Raw genomic sequence first — 18,178 nt, forward strand, 5'->3', positions numbered from 1 at the left:
GTGACCGGGCCGGAGCCGTCATCAGCCTTCCGCCATGATCTCGCGGCCGATCAGCCAGCGCCTGATCTCGCTGGTGCCGGCGCCGATCTCATAGAGTTTGGCGTCGCGCAGCAGCCGTCCGGTAGGATAGTCGTTGATGTAGCCGTTGCCGCCAAGCAGCTGCAGCGCATCGAGCGCCATCTGCGTGGCCTTTTCCGCTGCGAACAAAACGCAGCCGGCTGCGTCCTTGCGCGTCGTCTGGCCGCGGTCGCAGGCGGCGGCCACCGCATAGACATAGGCGCGTGCGGCATTCATCGTCGAATACATGTCGGCAAGCTTGCCTTGCACGAGCTGGAACTCGCCGATCGGCTGGCCGAACTGCTTGCGGTCGTGCACGTAGGGCACGGCCACGTCCATGCACGCCGCCATGATGCCGATCGGCCCGCCGGCCAGGACCACGCGCTCGTAGTCGAGGCCCGACATCAGCACTTCGACGCCACGGCCTTCCTCATGCAGCACGTTTTCGAACGGCACCTCGACGTTCTCGAACACCAGTTCGCCGGTGTTTGATCCGCGCATGCCGAGCTTGTCGAGCTTCTGCGCCACCGAAAAACCCTTCATCGTCTTTTCGATGATGAAGGCGGTGATGCCGCGCGATTTCCGCTCGGGATCGGTCTTGGCATAGACCACCAGCGTGTCGGCGTCAGGGCCGTTGGTGATCCACATCTTAGAGCCATTGAGCACATAGACATCGTTGCGCTTCTCGGCGCGGAGCCTGAGCGAGACGACGTCAGAACCCGAGCCGCTTTCCGACATGGCGAGCGCGCCGACATTTTCGCCCGAACACAGCTTGGGCAGGTATTTCGCCTTCTGATCCGGCGTGCCCCAGCGCTTGATCTGGTTGACGCACAAGTTCGAATGCGCGCCATAGGACAGGCCGACGGAGGCCGAGGCGCGGGAGATTTCCTCGACGGCGACGACATGGGCAATGTAGCCCATTTCCGAGCCGCCATACTCGCCTTCGGCGGTGATGCCGAGCAGGCCGAGCGCGCCGAGCTCCTGCCACAGATGCGCGGGGAATTCGTTCGAGCGGTCGATGTCGGCGGCGATCGGCGCAATGCGCTCCTGGGCGAAGCGCCGCACCATCTCGCGCAGGCTGTCTATGTCCTCACCGAGCCCGAAGTTCAGCGTCTTGTCGTACATGGCGGTCCTCCGCATTGGTCTTGGCGCCGGTCAGGCGCATCGTCATGGCAAGGTAGGTCGCGGTCACTTCGTCGACCGACAGTCTCTCATCGGGACGAAACCACACGATGACGCCCGTGATCATCTGGATGATCGCCATTGCGGTCAGTCCGGTGTCGTCGATATCAAGCAAGCCCGCGTCAGCACCGTCGCGCAGGATTGTCCTGAGCTCCTTTTCGTAGGCCGTGCGGAGCTTGAGGATGCTGGTCAGATTATCGCGCGAAAGGCTGCGCAGTTCCATGTTCGAGACATGGGTAGCGTGGCGGCGTTCGACGTGGAAACGGATGTGGTTGGCGACAAAGCTGGTCAGCCGCGCCACCGGATCGTCATTGTCGGGGCGGGCACCTTCCCAGGTCGCGGCCAGCTCTTCCATGTGCTCGCGCATCAGCGAATGGAGCAAGTCTTCCTTGGTCGGGAAATAGCGGTACAGCGCAGCGGCCTGGACGCCGACTTCCGCCGCCAATTGGCGCATCGTCACGGCTTCATAGCCATGGCGCGCGATCAGCTGCACGGCCGCCTCGCGTATCGCCGCCTCCGTCCTGCCTCCGTCCGAACCCGCAGTTCGCGCCATTCAGTCATTCCTCTCGAATGGTTGAATTAATAAAACGAACGTTTCATTAATTCAAGAGGCGACCGTCAGCTCACTGTGGACTGACCTGGTGTGGCTCAGTCGCTGCGGAAGGCGCGGCTGGCCTGGTCGGTCAGCGGCTTGAACAGATAGGAAAGCACCGTACGGTCGGTGGTCTTGAGGAACACCTCGGCTGGCATGCCTGGCTTGAGGTCCGGCTTGCCCGCCTGTTCCAGGCTCTTGGCCGACAGGGTGATGCGCACGCCATAATAGGCGATGCCGGCCTTCGGATCCTCGATCATGTCGGGTGAAATACGGTCGACAGTGCCTTCTACCTCGGGCGTGGTCTGCTGGTTGAACGCCGAGAGCCTGAGCGTTGCCGGCTGGCCGATGCGGACCTGGTCGATGTCCTGCGGCGCAATTCGGGCCTCGACCACCAGGGCGTCCGCCGTCGGCACGATCTGCATGATCGCTTCGCCGGGGGCGACGACGCCGCCGACGGTGTGAATGGCCATCTGGTGGACGCGGCCCGATTGCGGCGCGCGGATGTCGATCTGCCTCAGCGACTGCTCGGCGGCGACCTGCCGTTCCCTGAGCTCGCCTGCCTTGGCGTCGATCTCGCGCAGTTCGCTCGCCACCTGGCTGCGCATATCCTGGTCGATCTGGATGATCGCCAGTTCCGTCTCGCTGATCCGGCCGCGCGTCTGCGCAGCAGATGCTGTCAACTGGCCGTCCTCGCCGTCGAGCTGCGCCTGCGCGCGCTGGCGGTCCGCCAGGCGGGAGAGGGGCACGAGCTTCTTCTTCCACAACACTTCCATGCCATCGAGTTCGACCTTGATCAGGGCGATCTCCTGCTTTTTGCTCTTCTGCTGGGCCTCGATCCCGGAGATTTCCTGGCCGAACTGGGCAATGCGCTCGCGCAACTGCGATACCTGGCCGTCACGTGCCTGCCGCCTGAGCGAAAACACCTTGTTTTCGCCTTCGATCAGCTGGGCGATTTCAGGATCGGACGCACGCGTCGTCAATTCCGCGGGATAGACGACCGTGTCGGCGCCGTCGCGCTCGGCCGTCAGCCGTGCGCGTCGCGCAGTCAGCTCGTCCAGGCCATTGTCGACGATGGCGAGATTGGCCTTGGCGACGGTGTCATCCAGCCTGACCAGCACTTCGCCTGCCGAAACGACGCTGCCATTGTGCACGTTCAGCGCCCCGACCACACCGCCTTGCGGATGCTGCACTGCCTTGACGTTGGAATCGACGACCAGGTGACCTGCAGCGACCACTGCACCCGACAGGCTGCTCATCCCTGCCCACAGGCCAAGCCCGCCGACCAGTGCCAGCGCGGCAACGCCGCCCAGCCGCACGTTGCGCCTGATGGCATGGCGCAGCCTCAGCTGTTGCGGCGATGCGCCTTCGATAGGCTTGGCGCCTTTGTCGAGCAGCGCAAGTGCCCGGCTCTTCACGGAAGCCGCAAGATCCCGCGCGGTCTTGAGGTGTGCAGCAGAAGGGGTCGTCACAAGTGTCATGGTCAGCCTGCCGTCCCCACCGCATGCAGCGGCACTGGCACCGGTTGCAGCGCCTGCCGCGCGATGTCGCTCTTCAAGCCAAAGGCCTGCTGCCTGCCGCCGCCAAGGACCAGCAGATGGTCCAGTGCCGCAAGCGCGCTCGGCCGGTGCGCCACCACGATAACGATGCCGCCGCGCGCCTTGATGCGCTCGATGGCTTGCGTCAGTGCCTGGTCGCCGGCTGCGTCGAGGTTGGAATTGGGTTCGTCGAGAACGACGAGGAACGGATCGCGGTAGAGCGCCCGCGCCAGCGCCACGCGCTGACGCTGCCCGGCTGAAAGGGCGGCGCCGCTTTCGCCGATCTCGGTCTGATAGCCTTCAGGCAGGCGCAGGATCATGTCGTGCACGCCGGCCGCCTTCGCCGCCGCGATGATCGTCTCCGACAGCACTTCGTCCTCAAAGCGCGAGATGTTCTGGCCGACGGTTCCGGCGAACAGCTCGACATCCTGCGGCAGGTAGCCGACGTGGCGGCCGAGGGACTGCGCCGGCCATTGCTCGAGCGCTGCGCCGTCAAGCCTGATCTTGCCACGCGTCAGCGGCCATACACCGACAAGCGCGCGCGCAAGTGACGATTTTCCCGAACCACTGGGGCCGATAACGCCCATGCCGGAACCAGCCTGGAGCGAGAATTCGGCGTCCTGCACCACCAGCCGCCGGCCACCGGGCGCAACGACACTGACACCTTCCACCGCCAGTTCGGCGGTCGGTGGCGGAAGCTCCATGCCGGCTTCTTCGGCGGGCATGGCAGCGAACAGATCGTCCAGGCGGCGCCAGCTCTGGCGGGCATTGAGGAAGCCCTTCCAATGGGCAATGGCGAGTTCGATCGGCGCCAGCGCGCGCGAGGTCAGGATCGAGCTGGCAATGATGATGCCGGGCGTCGCCTGCTGGTAGATGACAAGGTAGGCGCCGAGCGCCAGCACCATCGACTGCAGCATCATGCGCAGGATGCGCGACACCGCGCCAAAACCACTGGTCAGGTCGCTGGCGCGCTCCTGCGCCTCGCGAAAATCGCTGTTGGCCTTGTTCCAGCGCGTCGCCAGCCGCTCGCTCATGCCCATCGCGGCCAGCACCTCGGCATTGCGGGCGCTCGACTGCGCAATGGCGCTTCGTCTCGTGCTGAAAGCCGACATCGCCTTGGTCGGCCCCCGCACCAGCCGGTCAGTCAGCACGGTCAGCACAACAAGCAGCACCGCGCCGACAAGCGCCGCGACGCCAATCCATGGGTGAAAGAGAAAACAGATGCCGACATAAAGCGGCATCCAGGGCAGGTCGAACAGCGCGGCGGGGCCGGGGCCTGAGAGAAAACCGCTGACCTGGTCGAGGTCGCGCAGCGCCTGCAGGCCTTCGCCGCGGTCGCGGGTGCGCAGCGGCAGGCGCACGATGCAGCTGAAGACCCGGTTGCTTATGGTTTCGTCGATACCGGCACCGATCCGCGTCAGCACCCGTGCCCGCACCGCTTCCAGCACGCCCTGGAATGCGTAGAGCACCGCCACCAGGATGATCAGCGCCACAAGTGTCGGCACGCTGCGGCTCGGCAGCACGCGGTCATAGACCTGCAGCATGAACAGCGAGCCGGACAGCATCAGGACATTGATCAGGCCGCTGAAGCCGGCAACGGCGACGAAGGCGCCCTTGAACGAATGCAGCGCCTTGAAAAGCTCTGACGTGCGGTTCAGGTCAGTGGACGGTTGAGACAGGGTCATTCCCCTCGATGGCGGTCAATTGATTGACTGCAATGCGGCGGGCCTCGCCGAAACAAAGCCCGCCTTTTTGGCGTCGCCAGAAAATCAGGCGACGACGTCGGCGTTCTGATGGCCCGAATGGGCCGCCATCTGCGCCAGGATCTTGGCGACCGCTGCCTGGGCTGCGTCGCCTGCATCTGCCACCGCGTGACCATCCGCCGGCAGATGGGCCTGCAGCGTCGCGACAACGTGGTCGATGGCCTGCTGCACATGCCTGCCATCGACGATGTCGTTGACGTGATCGGCATTCACATGTGCTGCCACCTTCGAGCTGAAGCTGAAGTGGTCGCCGTCGAGCGTCACCGACTTCTTGGCAGAAGTCTCAGTGGAGCCGGCCACCTCGCGTACGCCGCGCGTACCCTGGTCGCCGCGCGTACCCTGGTCCTGGCCGAAGTGGTCCATCTTCTTGAAGAAGTCGGCGAGCCAGTTGTTTGCTGGGTTTGCGCCCGCATTGTTGCCGCCGGTCGTAGCGCCGCCGGTATCGGTGCTGTCGGCAACGTCGACCACCTTGGTCGGCGTCGTCGGCGCGGCCGCGCCTGCATCATCAGCCGAAGCCGTTGCTGCGAGCGTGCCCGACTTCATCACCGGATCGATCAGGTCCTTCTTGACGTTCTTGGTGCCGATCGTCGCCGTCTGAGTCGACGTCGCGATGTTGGCGCCCGAGAAGGTGACCGTGTAGGTGCCAGGCTTCAGCACCAGGTCGTAGCCGCCCGCCGCTGACGTCGTGGTCTTGAAAGTCTGGCCGGCGGCGTTCTTGGCCGTCACCGTGATCGCGCCAAGACCTTCGCCCGGGTCGTAGAAGCGGTCGCCGTCCTTGTCGTCGAAGGTGACGCCGGTCAGGAACAGGTCGGAACCTGTCTTGGCGAAATCTTCGGTGACGAAGGCTGATGAGCGGCCCTTGTAGTCGCCGACCTCGAATCCAAGCCCGACTTCGCGGAAGTTCGGGTTGAGGATGTTGGCCCGGTGACCCGAGGAATTCATCAGGTTGGTGTGAAGCAGCTTCACTTCATCGACATAGCCTGTCGGCGCGCGGGTGGTCGCCCAGGCGATGTTTTCGCCGGTTGCCCAGGAGCCGCTGAGCGTATAGCCGGCCGCCTTCATGCGTGTTGTCGGCGACGTGCCGCCGGAACCTGTGTGTGAGAAGACATCCGCCGAGAGCATCCACTTGTCGTGGTTTTCGGCGGCTTCACTCAGGTCGTTGTCGAATGCCAGAGGCTGGGCGCCGGTCTTGGCGCGCTCCGCGTTGATGAGCTCGAGCAGATACTGCTCGTTGGCACTGTGTTGCGGCATTGGGTATCCCCGATTTGGTTCTTGACTGGTGTTGAACCCCCTGTGTCCCCGTCCGCCCGACATCCGGCCTAGGCAGGAACTGTGTTGATGATGCGGCGTGGAAATGAATAAATTAGGATATACGCATATATCTTCGCGCAGGCATACACTGTAGCGATTCTGCCGCCTACCGACGGTTGAAAATGCCTGTTGCGATCAGCAGTCGCGGGCCGCAGCGATTGCCTTCGGAAGCTCCTCGGCGAAGATGTCGAGTTCGTGGTCGAGGCCGACGCTCACCCGGATGCAGCGGTCGAGTACCGGCGCCATCGGTTTGCGGATGAACACGTCACGCTCGAGCATGTTGCGCATCACCGCCAGCGCAAACGCAGCGTCGCCGCCGCAGTCGATGGTGACGAAGTTTGTCGCCGAAGGCAGCGGCTTCAGCCCGTTGTCCCCAGCGATCCTGGCGATTCGCTTGCGTCCGGCGTCGACCTTGGCGACGACGTCAGCGAGATAGGCCTGGTCGGCGAGCGCTTCTTCACCTGCGATCTGTGCCATGCGGCTGACGCCGTAGTGATTGCGCACCTTCTCGAAACTCGCGATCACCTCGGCGTCGCCAAAGGCATAGCCGCAACGGATGCCGGCAAGCCCATACGCCTTGGAGAAGGTGCGCATGCGCACGACATTCGGCCTGGAGATGTCGACCGGCGGCAGCGCCGAGGCGGGTGCGGTCTCGCCATAGGCTTCGTCCAGCACCAGCATCGTCGTTTCGGGCAACGCTTCGATGAAACGCAGCACATCGTCCGCCTCCCACCAACTGCCCATCGGATTGTCGGGATTGGACAGATAGACGATAGGCGCATTCTCGCGCTTCACCGCGTCGAGCAGGCCTTGAAGATCTTCCTTGTCGTTGCGGAACGCAACCGGCACCAGCCGGGCACCGACGCTGGCGACATGGAAATTGAAGGTCGGGTAGGCGCCGAGCGAAGTCACGACAGGCGTACTCTCGGTCGCATACATGCGCACGACGAGGTTGAGCAGGCCGTCGATGCCTTCGCCGACAACGACATTGTCGACGCCGAGCCCGAGATGGCGCGCCAGTGCGACCTTGAGATCGTAATTATCCGGATCGCAGTATTTCCACATCTCGGCCGCGGCCTCGGCCATCCGTGCGATCACGCGCGGAGAAGGTCCAAAACCGCTCTCATTGGCACCGATTCGGGCGCGAAACGGCGTGCCGCGATCGCGCTCCTGTGCCTCCGGCCCGACAAACGGCACGGTAACAGGCAGGGCGTTGATGACGGGCGTGAGGGCAGGGCGGTTGATCATGGCAGCATACTCGATGGCGTCATCCGCCCCGAACCAGGTGCGGAAATCTCTGGTGCATGACCCCGAAAATCGGAATCGATTTTCGGAAAGGCTCATGCACCGTTTCAAAAATCTCTGGTGCATGACCCCGAAAATCGGAATCGATTTCGGAAAGGATCATGCACCGTTTCAAAGTGCTACAGCGTCCTTTGCGCGTCCAATTGGACGCGCGGCGCTGTAGAACTTCGCCTATACGACAAAACCGGCAGCGCTTGCATGCGGTTTGTGATGGCCAACCTTGTTGAAAGGCAAGGCCAACCCACGGCATGAACCTCGTGCTGGTCCCATGCCGCTCAAGTTTGCCGCAGGCTGCCGTGGCGCCAACGAATCGCATCTCCAGCGCCGCTTCGGTACGCCGTCGAGGCCGTTGGTCGCGAGATGCGCATAGCGCATCCGCTAGCGAATCGCGTCTTCAGTGCCGCTCCAGCACCACCACGCAGCGGTCGAGATCGTTTGTCGCCAAATGCGCGTAACGCATCGTCATCGACAGTGTCTGGTGCCCGAGCCACATCTGCACGCGTCGGATGTCGATGCCGCCCTGGACGAGTCGTGAAGCGCAGGTGTGGCGCAGGATATGCGGCACCACCTGGTCATCGGCGCCCAAGCCGACCTCAGCCTTGGCTTCGTTCCAGATGGCCCGGAATTGCGGCTGTGTCAGCATGGCGAACGGTCCTTTCGGACGCGGTCCACGCTCAGCCGGCCATTTGGTGGTTTCTCTGGCCCGCCCTGTCAGGGGAATCGTGCGGCTGCGCCCGGATTTGGTGATCCAGAAGCTGACGCGGGTGTCCTGGATGTCGTTCCAGATCAGCCCGATCGCCTCGCCGAGGCGGCAGCCGGTGTCGACCAGGAATACCGAAAGACGGTAGGCGTCTTCGCTCTTGGCCTTGATGGCAGCAAAAAGCCTGTCTTCTTCCTCGAGTTCGAGAAAGCGGATTCGCCCCGCCCGCTCCTTCTGGCGGCGGAACTCGGGCAGGCTATGGATATCTCCCATTTTATAGGCCTTGCGCAGTAGTTTACTCAAAGCGGCCATCTTTCGATTGATGGTCGCGTTGCTGTTACCGCGTTGGCGCAGGGAGCCTGTCAGGCCGTCGAGCGTCTCTTGGGAAAAAGCACTGAAGCGTTCGCCAAGTAGAATCTCGTCGATCTCACCAATGAAGGAGCTGACGTTGTATTTGTGCTTACCGTCGTCCCAAAGAATGTCTTTATAAGATATAAAAAGGTCTATGACCCTGAATGACTTTACTTCTTTAACGCTATTGAAATTGTACGTTACCTTGCAATTCGTCATCAGGGCGGCAGAGTGATGGCCGCTCACAATGTGGTCCTTTGAAGTTGCTTTCTTCATGAAAATTCCGGCAACCCTGCGGCGAAAAGCAGCCAAACGCTACTCTACGACGGGGCAACCGGCAAGCTGACGGTAAAAGCTTTCGGTTCGTGACGATCAGGGCAGGGGGAAATATCAATCCTGGCCTCAGCACCACGCGCCATACACTGTCGTTGCTCGTCCTCCGTTTGGCTCGATATCCCAGCGCATGCGGCTGGTAGAAAAACGGCCCGGGTCTCTTGCGAAACCCGGGCCGCCTTATGCCTTACGACGTCAGTCGATTAGAACGAGGCGTCGAGACGGAGGAAGCCGTTGAACGAACCGTCCGTGAAGCTGTCGCCGTCGTCGTAATTGACTGCCAGCTTGGCGTTCAGGTTCTCGACGATCTTGTAGTCGATGACCGCACCAATCGACCAATCGTCGTTGCCGACCTCGGTGGTGGTGTTGGTGATGAAGTTGCCGAAGTGGCTGTCAGCAAAGTACTGAGCGCCAGCGCCAACAGTCAGGCGGTCGTTGACGGCATACTTCAGGTAGCCACCGACCGACCATTCGTAGCCAGCGTAGAAGTTAGCAAGACCGAACCAGGTAGCACCCGACTCGTAAGCTGCGAGCAGCTCGAGCGTCAGAGCGTCGGTTGCCTTGATCTTGGCAGTGCCCTTCAGAGCGAACTCCGAGAAGCGATCGTCATAGGCGGCGAACAGGTCGACCGAACCCCAGCCCTGAGCGATCGAGACCTTGCCGACAACCAGCGGCACGTAGTCGAAGTTGTTGTCTTCTTCTTCGAGAGCCACCGAAACCGCGATGCCGTTGCCGGCGTCGAAGGTGTAGCGAATCGAGTTGATGAAGTCGCCGCCGCCGGCATCGAACTCACCCGAAAGGGCACCGTCCCACAGCGTGTCGTTACGGCCGACCATCAGGCCGCCGAGTTCGAAGAACGCATAACGAATGCCGAAGCTGGAAGCGTCGGAGTACGGACGGTAGCCAGTGACGGTGTTAAGAACACCAAATTCGCCACCATCGTTGGAAAAGTTCAGTTCAATGAAGCGACGGAACGTGCCGTATTCAGTCTCGGAACGAGCGTCGAGGTTCACACGAGCGGTGGTTGCCTTGCGCCAACCTTCATCCTGATCGTCGAAGTTGATCTGGTAACGAACGAGGCCGCCGATCTTGAGGCAGGTCTCGGTGCCGGGGATGTAGTAGAAGCCCGCGCCGTAAACGTCGCAGATGCGGACGTATTCCATGGGTTCCGGCTCAGCGACGACGACAGCGTCGGCCGCACGAGCGCCGGAGACTGCGAGCAGAGCCGCAGCGGAGCCGAGAAGAAGGCTCTTAATGTTCATTTTCTGACCTCCAGTCAAAAGTTTCAAAAGAGGGTCTGGGTATTTTTTGCTGAAGGACAGCGTTCCCTGCCCCATCCCCGTTTGAAAAAGATGCGCACCGCGCTCCCTCTTCGACCCCGACATTACCCATGAGCCGCCGCGGTTCAACAACCAACGCAATCGGCAAGGCCCTCGGAACGCTCTATCGCCGGGCCATGTTGCACAAATGACACGATTTGATGCCCCCTATAAAGAAGTCATTAAGATATGGAGCCATTCGAGCGCAGCTTTTGTGCCTGGTGCGGACTGGGCTTGAGTTCTCGTGCCGCAGAATCGTGGGTGATCCGATTCCCCAAGAGCTCGGCTTCGCGGACGATTCGTTCATTGAGATCACCAGGCGACGCTTTTTCCCGCCGATATGTAGAATGACTTGTTGATTGTGCCGCGCCTTTTCTTTATCCAGCGGCGCAACGGAGAGGTGGCCGAGTGGTCGAAGGCGCTCCCCTGCTAAGGGAGTAGAGGTCAAAAGCTTCTCGTGGGTTCGAATCCCATCCTCTCCGCCAGCCCAATTCCATCTCCTTCCAAAAACCGCTGAACCTCCAGAGATTTCAATCGCTTGCGGCATCGCCGTCGGGCTGCACGAACCGTTTAATCGCGGCTTTGCGTTCTCATTTCTCGATCTTCAGTCGCGATTCTGACTGGAGGTCAGAAAATGAACATTAAGAGCCTTCTTCTCGGCTCCGCTGCGGCTCTGCTCGCAGTCTCCGGCGCTCGTGCGGCCGACGCTGTCGTCGTCGCTGAGCCGGAACCCATGGAATACGTCCGCATCTGCGACGTTTACGGCGCGGGCTTCTACTACATCCCCGGCACCGAGACCTGCCTCAAGATCGGCGGCCTCGTTCGTTACCAGATCGACTGGACCGACAACGACGACGGCTGGAAGAAGACCACGACGGCTCGTCTGAAGCTCGATGCCCGTTCGGAGACCGAGTACGGTACGTTCAAGCGTTATATCGAGACCTCGATTTCGAACGCAGGCAGCATGACCCTGCGTTATGCCTACTTCGAACTCGGTGGCCTGATGATCGGCCGCAACGACACCCTCTTCGACGGTGCGCTGTCGGGCGAGTTCGACAAGGGCGGCGGCGACTTCATCAACCAGATCCGTTACACCTTCGACGCCGGCAACGGCATCGCAGTGTCGGTGTCGCTCGAAGAAGCTGACACCAACTACGACTACACCCCGAACGTCGCCGGCAAGGTGTCGATCGCTCAGGGCTGGGGTAGCGTGGACCTGTTTGCTGCCTACGACGCGACCGCTGAAGAATACGCAGTGAAGGGTGTTGCCAAGTTCAAGGCAACCGACGCCCTCACTCTCGAGGCCCTGGCAAGCTACAACTCGGGCCTCAGCTTCTACGGCATCGGCTACGAGTGGTCGGTCGGCGGCTACGCCAAGTACCAGGTCAGCGAGAAGCTGGCGATCGGTGCCGGTGGTCAGTACTTCGGTGACCGCTTCGAAGACGCCGCTCCGGCTGTCGTCCTCGGCAACAACGACTGGGCCATCGGCGCAGTTGTCGACTACACGGTCGTCGAGAACCTGACCGCCAAGCTGGCAGTCAACTACAACGACGGCGAAAGCTACGCCGACGGCGCTTTCTCGGGCTTCCTGCGTCTCGACGCTTCGTTCTAATCAGCTCACAAGCTGATTTAAGGAAAACCCGGCGGGCAACCGCCGGGTTTTTTGTGCTGTCGTCTTGTATGTCAGACAACGCGGCGCATCGCGGCTCTCAAGGCGAGCCGTTAGCAATTTGCCCAATGTGCCTTGCAATCCGTCTGCTGTCGGCAGTCTAGCTGCGAGGCCAGCCCGATCGCTGATCAGGCCGGCAAGCCGGTCAGGCTTTTGCGGAAAAGGCCGTCGCAGTGTCTGCTTCTCGCAGAAAGGCTGCGATCGTCGCCGGCAGGTTTCCCGTCTCCAGAAGCGGCGCGTGGCCTTGGCCTTCGACGGTGATCGCTTCGAAGCGAGGATGACGCCGGCGCATCTCTTCGAGCGTTTCCGCTGACAGCAGCCGCGAGTTGGCGCCGCGGATCGTCAGCACCGGCACGGATGCAAGCGCTTCGAACTGCGGCCAGAGATCAGGCAATGGCCGGGTGAGATCCATCGCCAGCACGGTGTTGAGCAGGGCCGGGTCGTAATCGGCGACCGGCGTGCCCGCCTCGTCGCGATAGATGGCGTGGACGAAGCGGTGCCAGTCGGCATCCGACAACGCCGGAAACGCCTCGCCATGGACGTCTTTTTGAATCCGGACAGCCTCCGTGAAGTCAGCCGGGCGAGGGGCATTCCCCAGATATGAGCTGATATGGGCAAGGCCTGCCGTCTCGATCACCGGGCCGATGTCGTTGAGCACCACCGCCTTGATCAGGGCAGGGCGCATCATCGTGAGCACATGGATGATCAGGCCGCCGCGCGACGTACCGATGAAGGCCGCTTGGCCGACGCCGAGTGCGTTGAGGCCGGCGATGACGTCGGCTGCTTCGACCCCGACATTATAGTTCTGCCAATTCGAGTCGTAGGCCGACCGTCCCCTTCCGCGATAGTCGAAGCATATGATTCGGCGCGGCTTTTCGGGAGCGTTGGCGAGGTGGAGCGCCAGATTGTGGAAATCCCTGGCGTTGCGGGTCAGGCCGGGCAGACAGACGACCGGGCAGTTGCCGGGGTGAGCGGCTGGGCCATAGTCTGCCTCGGTGCCATAGATTCGCGCATGCAGCTTCAGGCCGTCATGAGACGCATAAAAGAAGTCCGAATAGCCGTCTTCGCTGGCCACCAATTGCATCCCCCATGGCATACGTGCCTGCTGCACCGGCCCGAACTAGCTACCGGGGCGGTCGGGGGAGGTCAATTGCGGGCGCGGGGCAGGGCAGATGTCAGCGGCCGTTCACCAGGTCGCCATTGATGTCGTAGCTGCCCGACAGCCGCATCTTGTAGACCTGATAGTTCTCCATCACGCGCTGGACGTAGCTGCGCGTCTCCGCGTAGGGGATGCGCTCGATCCAGTCGACGACGGTGTCGACGTCCTTGCCACGCGGGTCGCCGTAGCGCGCGATCCACTGGTCGGCGCGGCGCGGGCCGGCATTATAGCCGGCGAAGGTCAGCACATAGGAGCCGTTGAAGCGGCCGAGCTGCTCGCCAAGGAAGCTCGCCCCCAAGGTGGCGTTGTAGCCGGCGTCAGAGGTCAGGCGTTCCTGCGAAAAGGCCATGCCGGCCTTTTTCGCGAGATCCTTAGCCGTCCCCGGCATCAGCTGCAGCAGTCCACGCGCGCCGGCGCTTGAGACGGCCGAGACCTTGAACTCGCTTTCCTGACGCGCGATGGCGTAGGCCAGCGCTTTGCCCGAGCCTGAAATATTGGCCGAGCCGGGAATGACCCCGATCGGATGCGACAAGGCGCCGACGTCGAGGCCACGCTGGGCGGCGATCTTGCCGACGCGCAGGGCCAGATAGTGGTTGTCCTGCTTCTCGGCCATGACCGCGAGCAGCGCCAGTTCGCCCGGGCTGTTCAGCTGCGAGGCGAGATCGCGATAGAGCATCTCGGCGTATGCCGGGTAGCCGGCGCCCTCGAGCCGGGTGATCGCGCTGACGGCTTCGCGGCCGGCAAATGTCTGGCGGTCGGCAGCGGTCGGCGCGGGATAGGCGACGTTGAGCGCCTTGCGGCCGATTCGTTCGGCGGCAAGCTGGCCGTAGAAGCTGGTGCCATAGGTGGCGGCGCGGGCGAAATAGTCCTTGGCATTGCCGGGCCCACCTGCCTCGGCCGAGCGGCCGAGCCAGTAATAAGCCCGCGACAGCGAGATCGGGCTGCCGGCGATCTTGGCGATGCGCTCGAAATGGCCCGCAGCCAGCTTGGCGTCGTTGAGACCGCGCAGCGCATACCAGCCGGCGTGGAATTCGGCATCGGCGGCATTCGTTGCGTTTTCGGCCGAGTGTGCTGCGGCGATCCGGTAGGCAGTCCTGGCGTCGCCCTTGTCGAGCAGTTCGCGCGAAAGCACGCGGCGTTCGACCCACCAGCTGTCGGGGTCGATCAGGCTGGCGCGGTCCTTCGGCGCCTTGAGCATGACGGCTGCGGCTTCGGTGAACTTCTCCTGCTTGCGCAGAAGACGCGCCTTGGCAAAGACATAGCCGGCCGACCGCTGGCTTGTGGGAACCGCGTCGAGCAGTGCTGCCGCCTTCTTGTCGCCCTTGATGACGGCTGCCCAGGCGTCAGCCAGCGGCTTTGCTCCGGCAAGGTCGGCGACGCGGGCAGCGGAATTCACCCGGTCGGCATAAAGCATCCGCTCCATGCGAATGCGATGGTCGGCGACGGGGATCAGGCCGCCAAAATCCTTGAGGACGGCGAGCTCGTATTTGGCGTCTAGCTTTTCATTGCGCCAGTAGGGCAGCAACGTGGCCAGTGCCACCTTGGCATTGCCGAGCTGCATCTGGGCGCGGGCGAGCAACAGCGCGCCTTCGATCGTCTGCGGCTCGCTGCCGGCAAAGGCCTGCACGACGACGTTGGGACCTGGCGCTTCGCGCGCCATGGCACGTTCGCTGTTGCGGCGAAGCGTGGCGAGCCCGGGCCAGCCGGGCAGGGCCCGTGCTGCGGCCGCGATATCGGCGCTCGGCACCTGGTCGCCGCCATTGAGGGCGATCGCCCACATCAGGATGTGGCGGTCGAGCGCGGTTGCGGGCAAGGCGTCGCGCACGGCACGCGCCTGCGCCAGATCGCCGCTCGACAGGGCGTCGAGCCCGCTCTTGAGCTGGTCGATGGCGCCGAAGGCGGCGCGGGCCGCATCTGCCTTGCCGATCGAGGCAAACGGGATGGCCGACGTTGCCTGCGGGTCGAGCGCAGAGCTCCCGGCGGGGAGGGGTGCCAGGGCAATGAAGGCGCTCAACAGCGCAATATGATGCGGCCTGGCAGCCGGAATGATCTTGGTCATTCCTTATCCTTGCAGCTTACGATCAGGAGCGGGGCTTTCGAGCCTAGGTTCATGTGGTGAAGAGCGGGTTAATGAAAGGTTAGCGCGGTCGTTCGATTCGGCCCGATATAGGGTGCGGCCACACTTGCCGCAAATTGGTGTCGAGACTATGGTGCGCGGCCCTGCTTTCGGCTAGAAAGCCGGCGACATCAAAATGACCGCGAAACCGTAGGGTTCCTGGAGTTGGACGACATGCTGAGAGGCTCACTTACCGCGCTCGTGACACCATTCGAAAAGAATGGCCGTCTCGACGAGAAAGCCTTTCGCGAACTCGTCGAATGGCAGATCGCCGAAGGCACCACGGGTCTCGTTCCGGTCGGCACGACAGGCGAGTCGCCGACGCTGACCCATGACGAGCACCGCCATGTCGTGAAGATGTGCGTCGAGGTTGCCCGCGGCCGCGTGCCCGTCATAGCCGGCGCCGGCTCGAACAACACCGAAGAGGCCGTCGGCCTGGTCAAGTATGCCGAGAGCGTCGGCGCGGACGCCGTCCTCGTCGTCACGCCCTATTACAACAAGCCGACGCAGCGCGGCCTTTATGCGCATTTCGCCGCCGTTGCCCAGGCAACGACGCTGCCTGTCATCATCTACAACATCCCGCCGCGTTCGATCATCGACATGATGCCGGAGACGATGGGCCGCCTGGCCCACGACTTCAAGAACATCGCCGGCGTCAAGGACGCGACCGGCAAGGTCGAGCGTGTCTCCGAACAGCGCATCACCTGCGGCACGGACTTCATCCAGCTCTCGGGCGAGGACGCTTCGGCCCTCGGCTTCAACGCGCATGGCGGCGTCGGCGCCATCTCGGTCACCTCGAATGTCGCGCCGCGTCTGTGCGCCGAGTTCCAGATCGCCAGCCTGGCCGGCGACAAGGACAAGGCGCTCGAACTGCAGGACCGCCTGATGCCGCTGCACAAGGCGATCTTCATCGAGCCGGGCGCTTCGGGCGCGAAATACGCGCTGTCGCGCCTTGGCCGTATCGAAAACGTGCTGCGCTCGCCGCTGGTGACGATCGAGCAGTCGACCGCCGAGAAGATCGATGCGGCGATGAAGTTTGCCGGCCTCATCAACTGAGTGCCCAAGGGTTGCGGAATTGCCACTTCGCAGCCATGTAAGCGCTCTAGGAATTGTGCCTCCTTCGAGGCTCGCCCTTCGGCTTCGCACTTCGCGATGAAGGAAATCAGCAACCGCAGCTGAAATCATGTTGCGCCATTCGCGCATGATTTTGGATGTGTGCTGCTTCCCCATCCCGAGGCTCGAAACCCGAACGGCAAGCCGTGAAGGCCGCACCAAACACGTAGCGACGTCATGAGCCAGGGCAAGAAATCCGACCCCAACAACAAGGTCGCCGCGGAAAACCGCAAGGCGCGCTTCAACTATGAGGTTCTCGACACGCTCGAGGCCGGCCTGGTGCTGAGCGGCACCGAGGTCAAGGCGCTGCGCCTGGGGCAAGCCAACATCCAGGACTCCTATGCCTCGTTCGAGGGCGGGGAGCTGTGGCTGATCAATTCCTACGTGCCGGAATATCTGCAGGCCAACCGCTTCAACCACGAGACACGCCGCCGCCGCAAGCTGCTGGTCAACAAGCGCGAAATGGCCAAGCTCGCCCAGAGCATCGAGCGTGAAGGCATGACGCTGATTCCGCTCAAGATCTATTTCAACGACCGCGGCATGGCCAAGATGCTGCTCGCCGTCAGCCGCGGCAAGAAGCTGCACGACAAGCGCGAAACCGAAAAGCAGCGCGACTGGAATCGCGAAAAGGGCCGGTTGCTCAAGGAACGCGGCTAGGGAGCGCTTATCCTTTTTCTCCAAGTTGGAGAAGATTGACAGCAGGGCGGATGAGCGCTCGTCATCCTGGGCGAGCGCAGCGAGACCAGGCACCTATTGATGGGCGATGGTGTCCTGCGACGCCGACCTTCTGTGTCCCGATCCTTCGCACCCCCCTCTGGCCTGCCGGCCATCTCCCCCGCAAGGAGGGAGATTACGCCTGCGTCGGCGCCTCGCCCAATCATCGACGTAGCAAGGCTAATCCTTGCGGCATCACAGGATGAGCGCCGGCGGCGACGAGATTAATCTCCCTCCTTGTGGGGGAGATGGCCGGCAGGCCAGAGGGGGGTGCGAAGGAGCGCGACCGGGCCAATCCTGGGGTGCGAAGGTCGGTGCAAACGTGAGTTAACCAACGCCTCGAATCGGCCTTCAGCGGCTGTCGAAATACGCCATTTGCCGTATGCCAAAATCGGCGTCTTTCGGTCATTTCTCGGCGCAGACCACGATTTGGCGCCGCGTGGTTCGGCACCGGAGGCGGCGCCAGAGCGTCTTGGGCCGGACATCCGGTGAAAGGAACACATCGATGAAGACGATCTTGATAGCAACGGCGGTGTCGCTGATGTTGGCGCCGGCGGCATTTGCCGCGGTGCCAGTTGCGGCAAACGCGGCCTCAAACGCCGTTGCCACCAGCCAGGCTACAAAAGACGGAGCCGTTCTGCTGGCCGCCGGACCCAATCGTACCGGAACCATCTCCATTCCGCGCGGCAAAGGCTTCATGGCGGGCAAGGGCTTTGCCGGTTGAGGCTGTCACTGAGGGGATCATCCAATCCGAGTGGTTGGCCGGCTCGGGCATTTGCCAAGCCGTGCCGTCCTCAAGATGGATGATGGCCTGACCAGAACCTTGCGGCTGGCGCCGCAGCCAGCCGTTCCATTTGCCAAGTGCCCCTTGCCCGGTTGTCGCCCCACAGCGCAACCGGGCTTTTTCACTGGCGGCAAGCCGGGGCAAGGCAAGTTTTCCGTAAACCATCGGCTAA

At 62.6% G+C, this 18,178-nt stretch carries 14 protein-coding genes and 1 tRNA gene; 5 read left to right on the plus strand and 10 right to left on the minus strand.

What is annotated here, in order from left to right; all coding sequences use genetic code 11:
* Nucleotides 1-21 precede the first annotated feature (21 nt).
* The 8 genes from IHE39_RS02260 to IHE39_RS02295 form a co-directional block, all read right to left on the minus strand.
* The gene (locus tag IHE39_RS02260; RefSeq protein WP_192565371.1) at nucleotides 22-1,182 is read right to left on the minus strand and encodes an isovaleryl-CoA dehydrogenase; all 1,161 of its coding nucleotides are present in this window, start codon (nucleotides 1,180-1,182) and stop codon (nucleotides 22-24) included.
* A complete protein-coding gene (locus tag IHE39_RS02265) occupies nucleotides 1,148-1,792 on the minus strand; it encodes a TetR/AcrR family transcriptional regulator (RefSeq protein WP_192565372.1) in 645 nt (214 codons plus the stop codon). Before IHE39_RS02265 ends, IHE39_RS02260 begins: the two co-directional genes overlap by 35 nt.
* 95 nt (nucleotides 1,793-1,887) lie before the next feature.
* Nucleotides 1,888-3,312 (minus strand): HlyD family type I secretion periplasmic adaptor subunit, encoded by a 1,425-nt coding sequence (locus IHE39_RS02270; protein ID WP_192565373.1) that lies wholly within the window; start codon nucleotides 3,310-3,312, stop codon nucleotides 1,888-1,890.
* Nucleotides 3,313-3,314: 2 nt separating this feature from the next.
* A complete protein-coding gene (locus IHE39_RS02275; RefSeq protein ID WP_192565374.1) occupies nucleotides 3,315-5,054 on the minus strand; it encodes a type I secretion system permease/ATPase in 1,740 nt (579 codons plus the stop codon).
* Nucleotides 5,055-5,138: 84 nt separating this feature from the next.
* Nucleotides 5,139-6,383 (minus strand): CAP domain-containing protein, encoded by a 1,245-nt coding sequence (locus tag IHE39_RS02280; protein ID WP_192565375.1) that lies wholly within the window; start codon nucleotides 6,381-6,383, stop codon nucleotides 5,139-5,141.
* 195 nt (nucleotides 6,384-6,578) lie between these two features.
* On the minus strand, nucleotides 6,579-7,691 hold the full coding sequence (locus IHE39_RS02285; RefSeq protein WP_192565376.1) for a pyridoxal phosphate-dependent aminotransferase: 1,113 nt from the start codon (nucleotides 7,689-7,691) through the stop codon (nucleotides 6,579-6,581).
* Nucleotides 7,692-8,142: 451 nt separating this feature from the next.
* A complete protein-coding gene (locus tag IHE39_RS02290; RefSeq protein WP_246470721.1) occupies nucleotides 8,143-9,018 on the minus strand; it encodes a tyrosine-type recombinase/integrase in 876 nt (291 codons plus the stop codon).
* 317 nt (nucleotides 9,019-9,335) lie between these two features.
* Nucleotides 9,336-10,394, minus strand: coding sequence for a porin (locus IHE39_RS02295; RefSeq protein WP_192565377.1), 1,059 nt, complete (start codon nucleotides 10,392-10,394; stop codon nucleotides 9,336-9,338).
* A 451-nt stretch (nucleotides 10,395-10,845) separates the two neighbouring features.
* Between IHE39_RS02295 and IHE39_RS02300 the strand changes: the two genes are divergently transcribed.
* A tRNA-Ser gene (locus IHE39_RS02300) sits at nucleotides 10,846-10,936 on the plus strand.
* A gap of 149 nt (nucleotides 10,937-11,085) precedes the next feature.
* On the plus strand, nucleotides 11,086-12,063 hold the full coding sequence (locus IHE39_RS02305; RefSeq protein ID WP_192565378.1) for a porin: 978 nt from the start codon (nucleotides 11,086-11,088) through the stop codon (nucleotides 12,061-12,063).
* Nucleotides 12,064-12,265: 202 nt separating this feature from the next.
* Here IHE39_RS02305 and IHE39_RS02310 read toward each other — a convergent pair whose 3' ends face one another.
* Entirely contained in the window at nucleotides 12,266-13,195 is a 930-nt protein-coding gene (locus IHE39_RS02310; protein WP_192565379.1) for an alpha/beta fold hydrolase, read from the minus strand.
* A 100-nt stretch (nucleotides 13,196-13,295) separates the two neighbouring features.
* Nucleotides 13,296-15,338 (minus strand): lytic transglycosylase domain-containing protein, encoded by a 2,043-nt coding sequence (locus tag IHE39_RS02315; RefSeq protein WP_192565380.1) that lies wholly within the window; start codon nucleotides 15,336-15,338, stop codon nucleotides 13,296-13,298.
* A 231-nt stretch (nucleotides 15,339-15,569) separates the two neighbouring features.
* Here IHE39_RS02315 and dapA point away from each other — a divergent pair, with 231 nt between their 5' ends.
* The 3 genes from dapA (at nucleotide 15,570) to IHE39_RS02330 (ending at nucleotide 17,946) form a co-directional block, all read left to right on the plus strand.
* Nucleotides 15,570-16,451 carry a 4-hydroxy-tetrahydrodipicolinate synthase gene (gene dapA, locus IHE39_RS02320; RefSeq protein WP_192565381.1) on the plus strand — a complete coding sequence of 294 codons (882 nt, stop codon included), beginning with the start codon at nucleotides 15,570-15,572 and terminating at the stop codon, nucleotides 16,449-16,451.
* A gap of 234 nt (nucleotides 16,452-16,685) precedes the next feature.
* Nucleotides 16,686-17,165, plus strand: coding sequence for an SsrA-binding protein SmpB (smpB, locus tag IHE39_RS02325; RefSeq protein WP_184769260.1), 480 nt, complete (start codon nucleotides 16,686-16,688; stop codon nucleotides 17,163-17,165).
* A gap of 562 nt (nucleotides 17,166-17,727) precedes the next feature.
* The gene (locus IHE39_RS02330) at nucleotides 17,728-17,946 is read left to right on the plus strand and encodes a hypothetical protein (RefSeq protein WP_192565382.1); all 219 of its coding nucleotides are present in this window, start codon (nucleotides 17,728-17,730) and stop codon (nucleotides 17,944-17,946) included.
* The last annotated feature ends 232 nt before the right edge of the window (nucleotides 17,947-18,178 follow it).

Origin of the sequence: Aminobacter carboxidus (assembly GCF_014863355.1) — a bacterium.
Taxonomy (GTDB): Bacteria; Pseudomonadota; Alphaproteobacteria; order Rhizobiales; family Rhizobiaceae; genus Aminobacter; species Aminobacter carboxidus.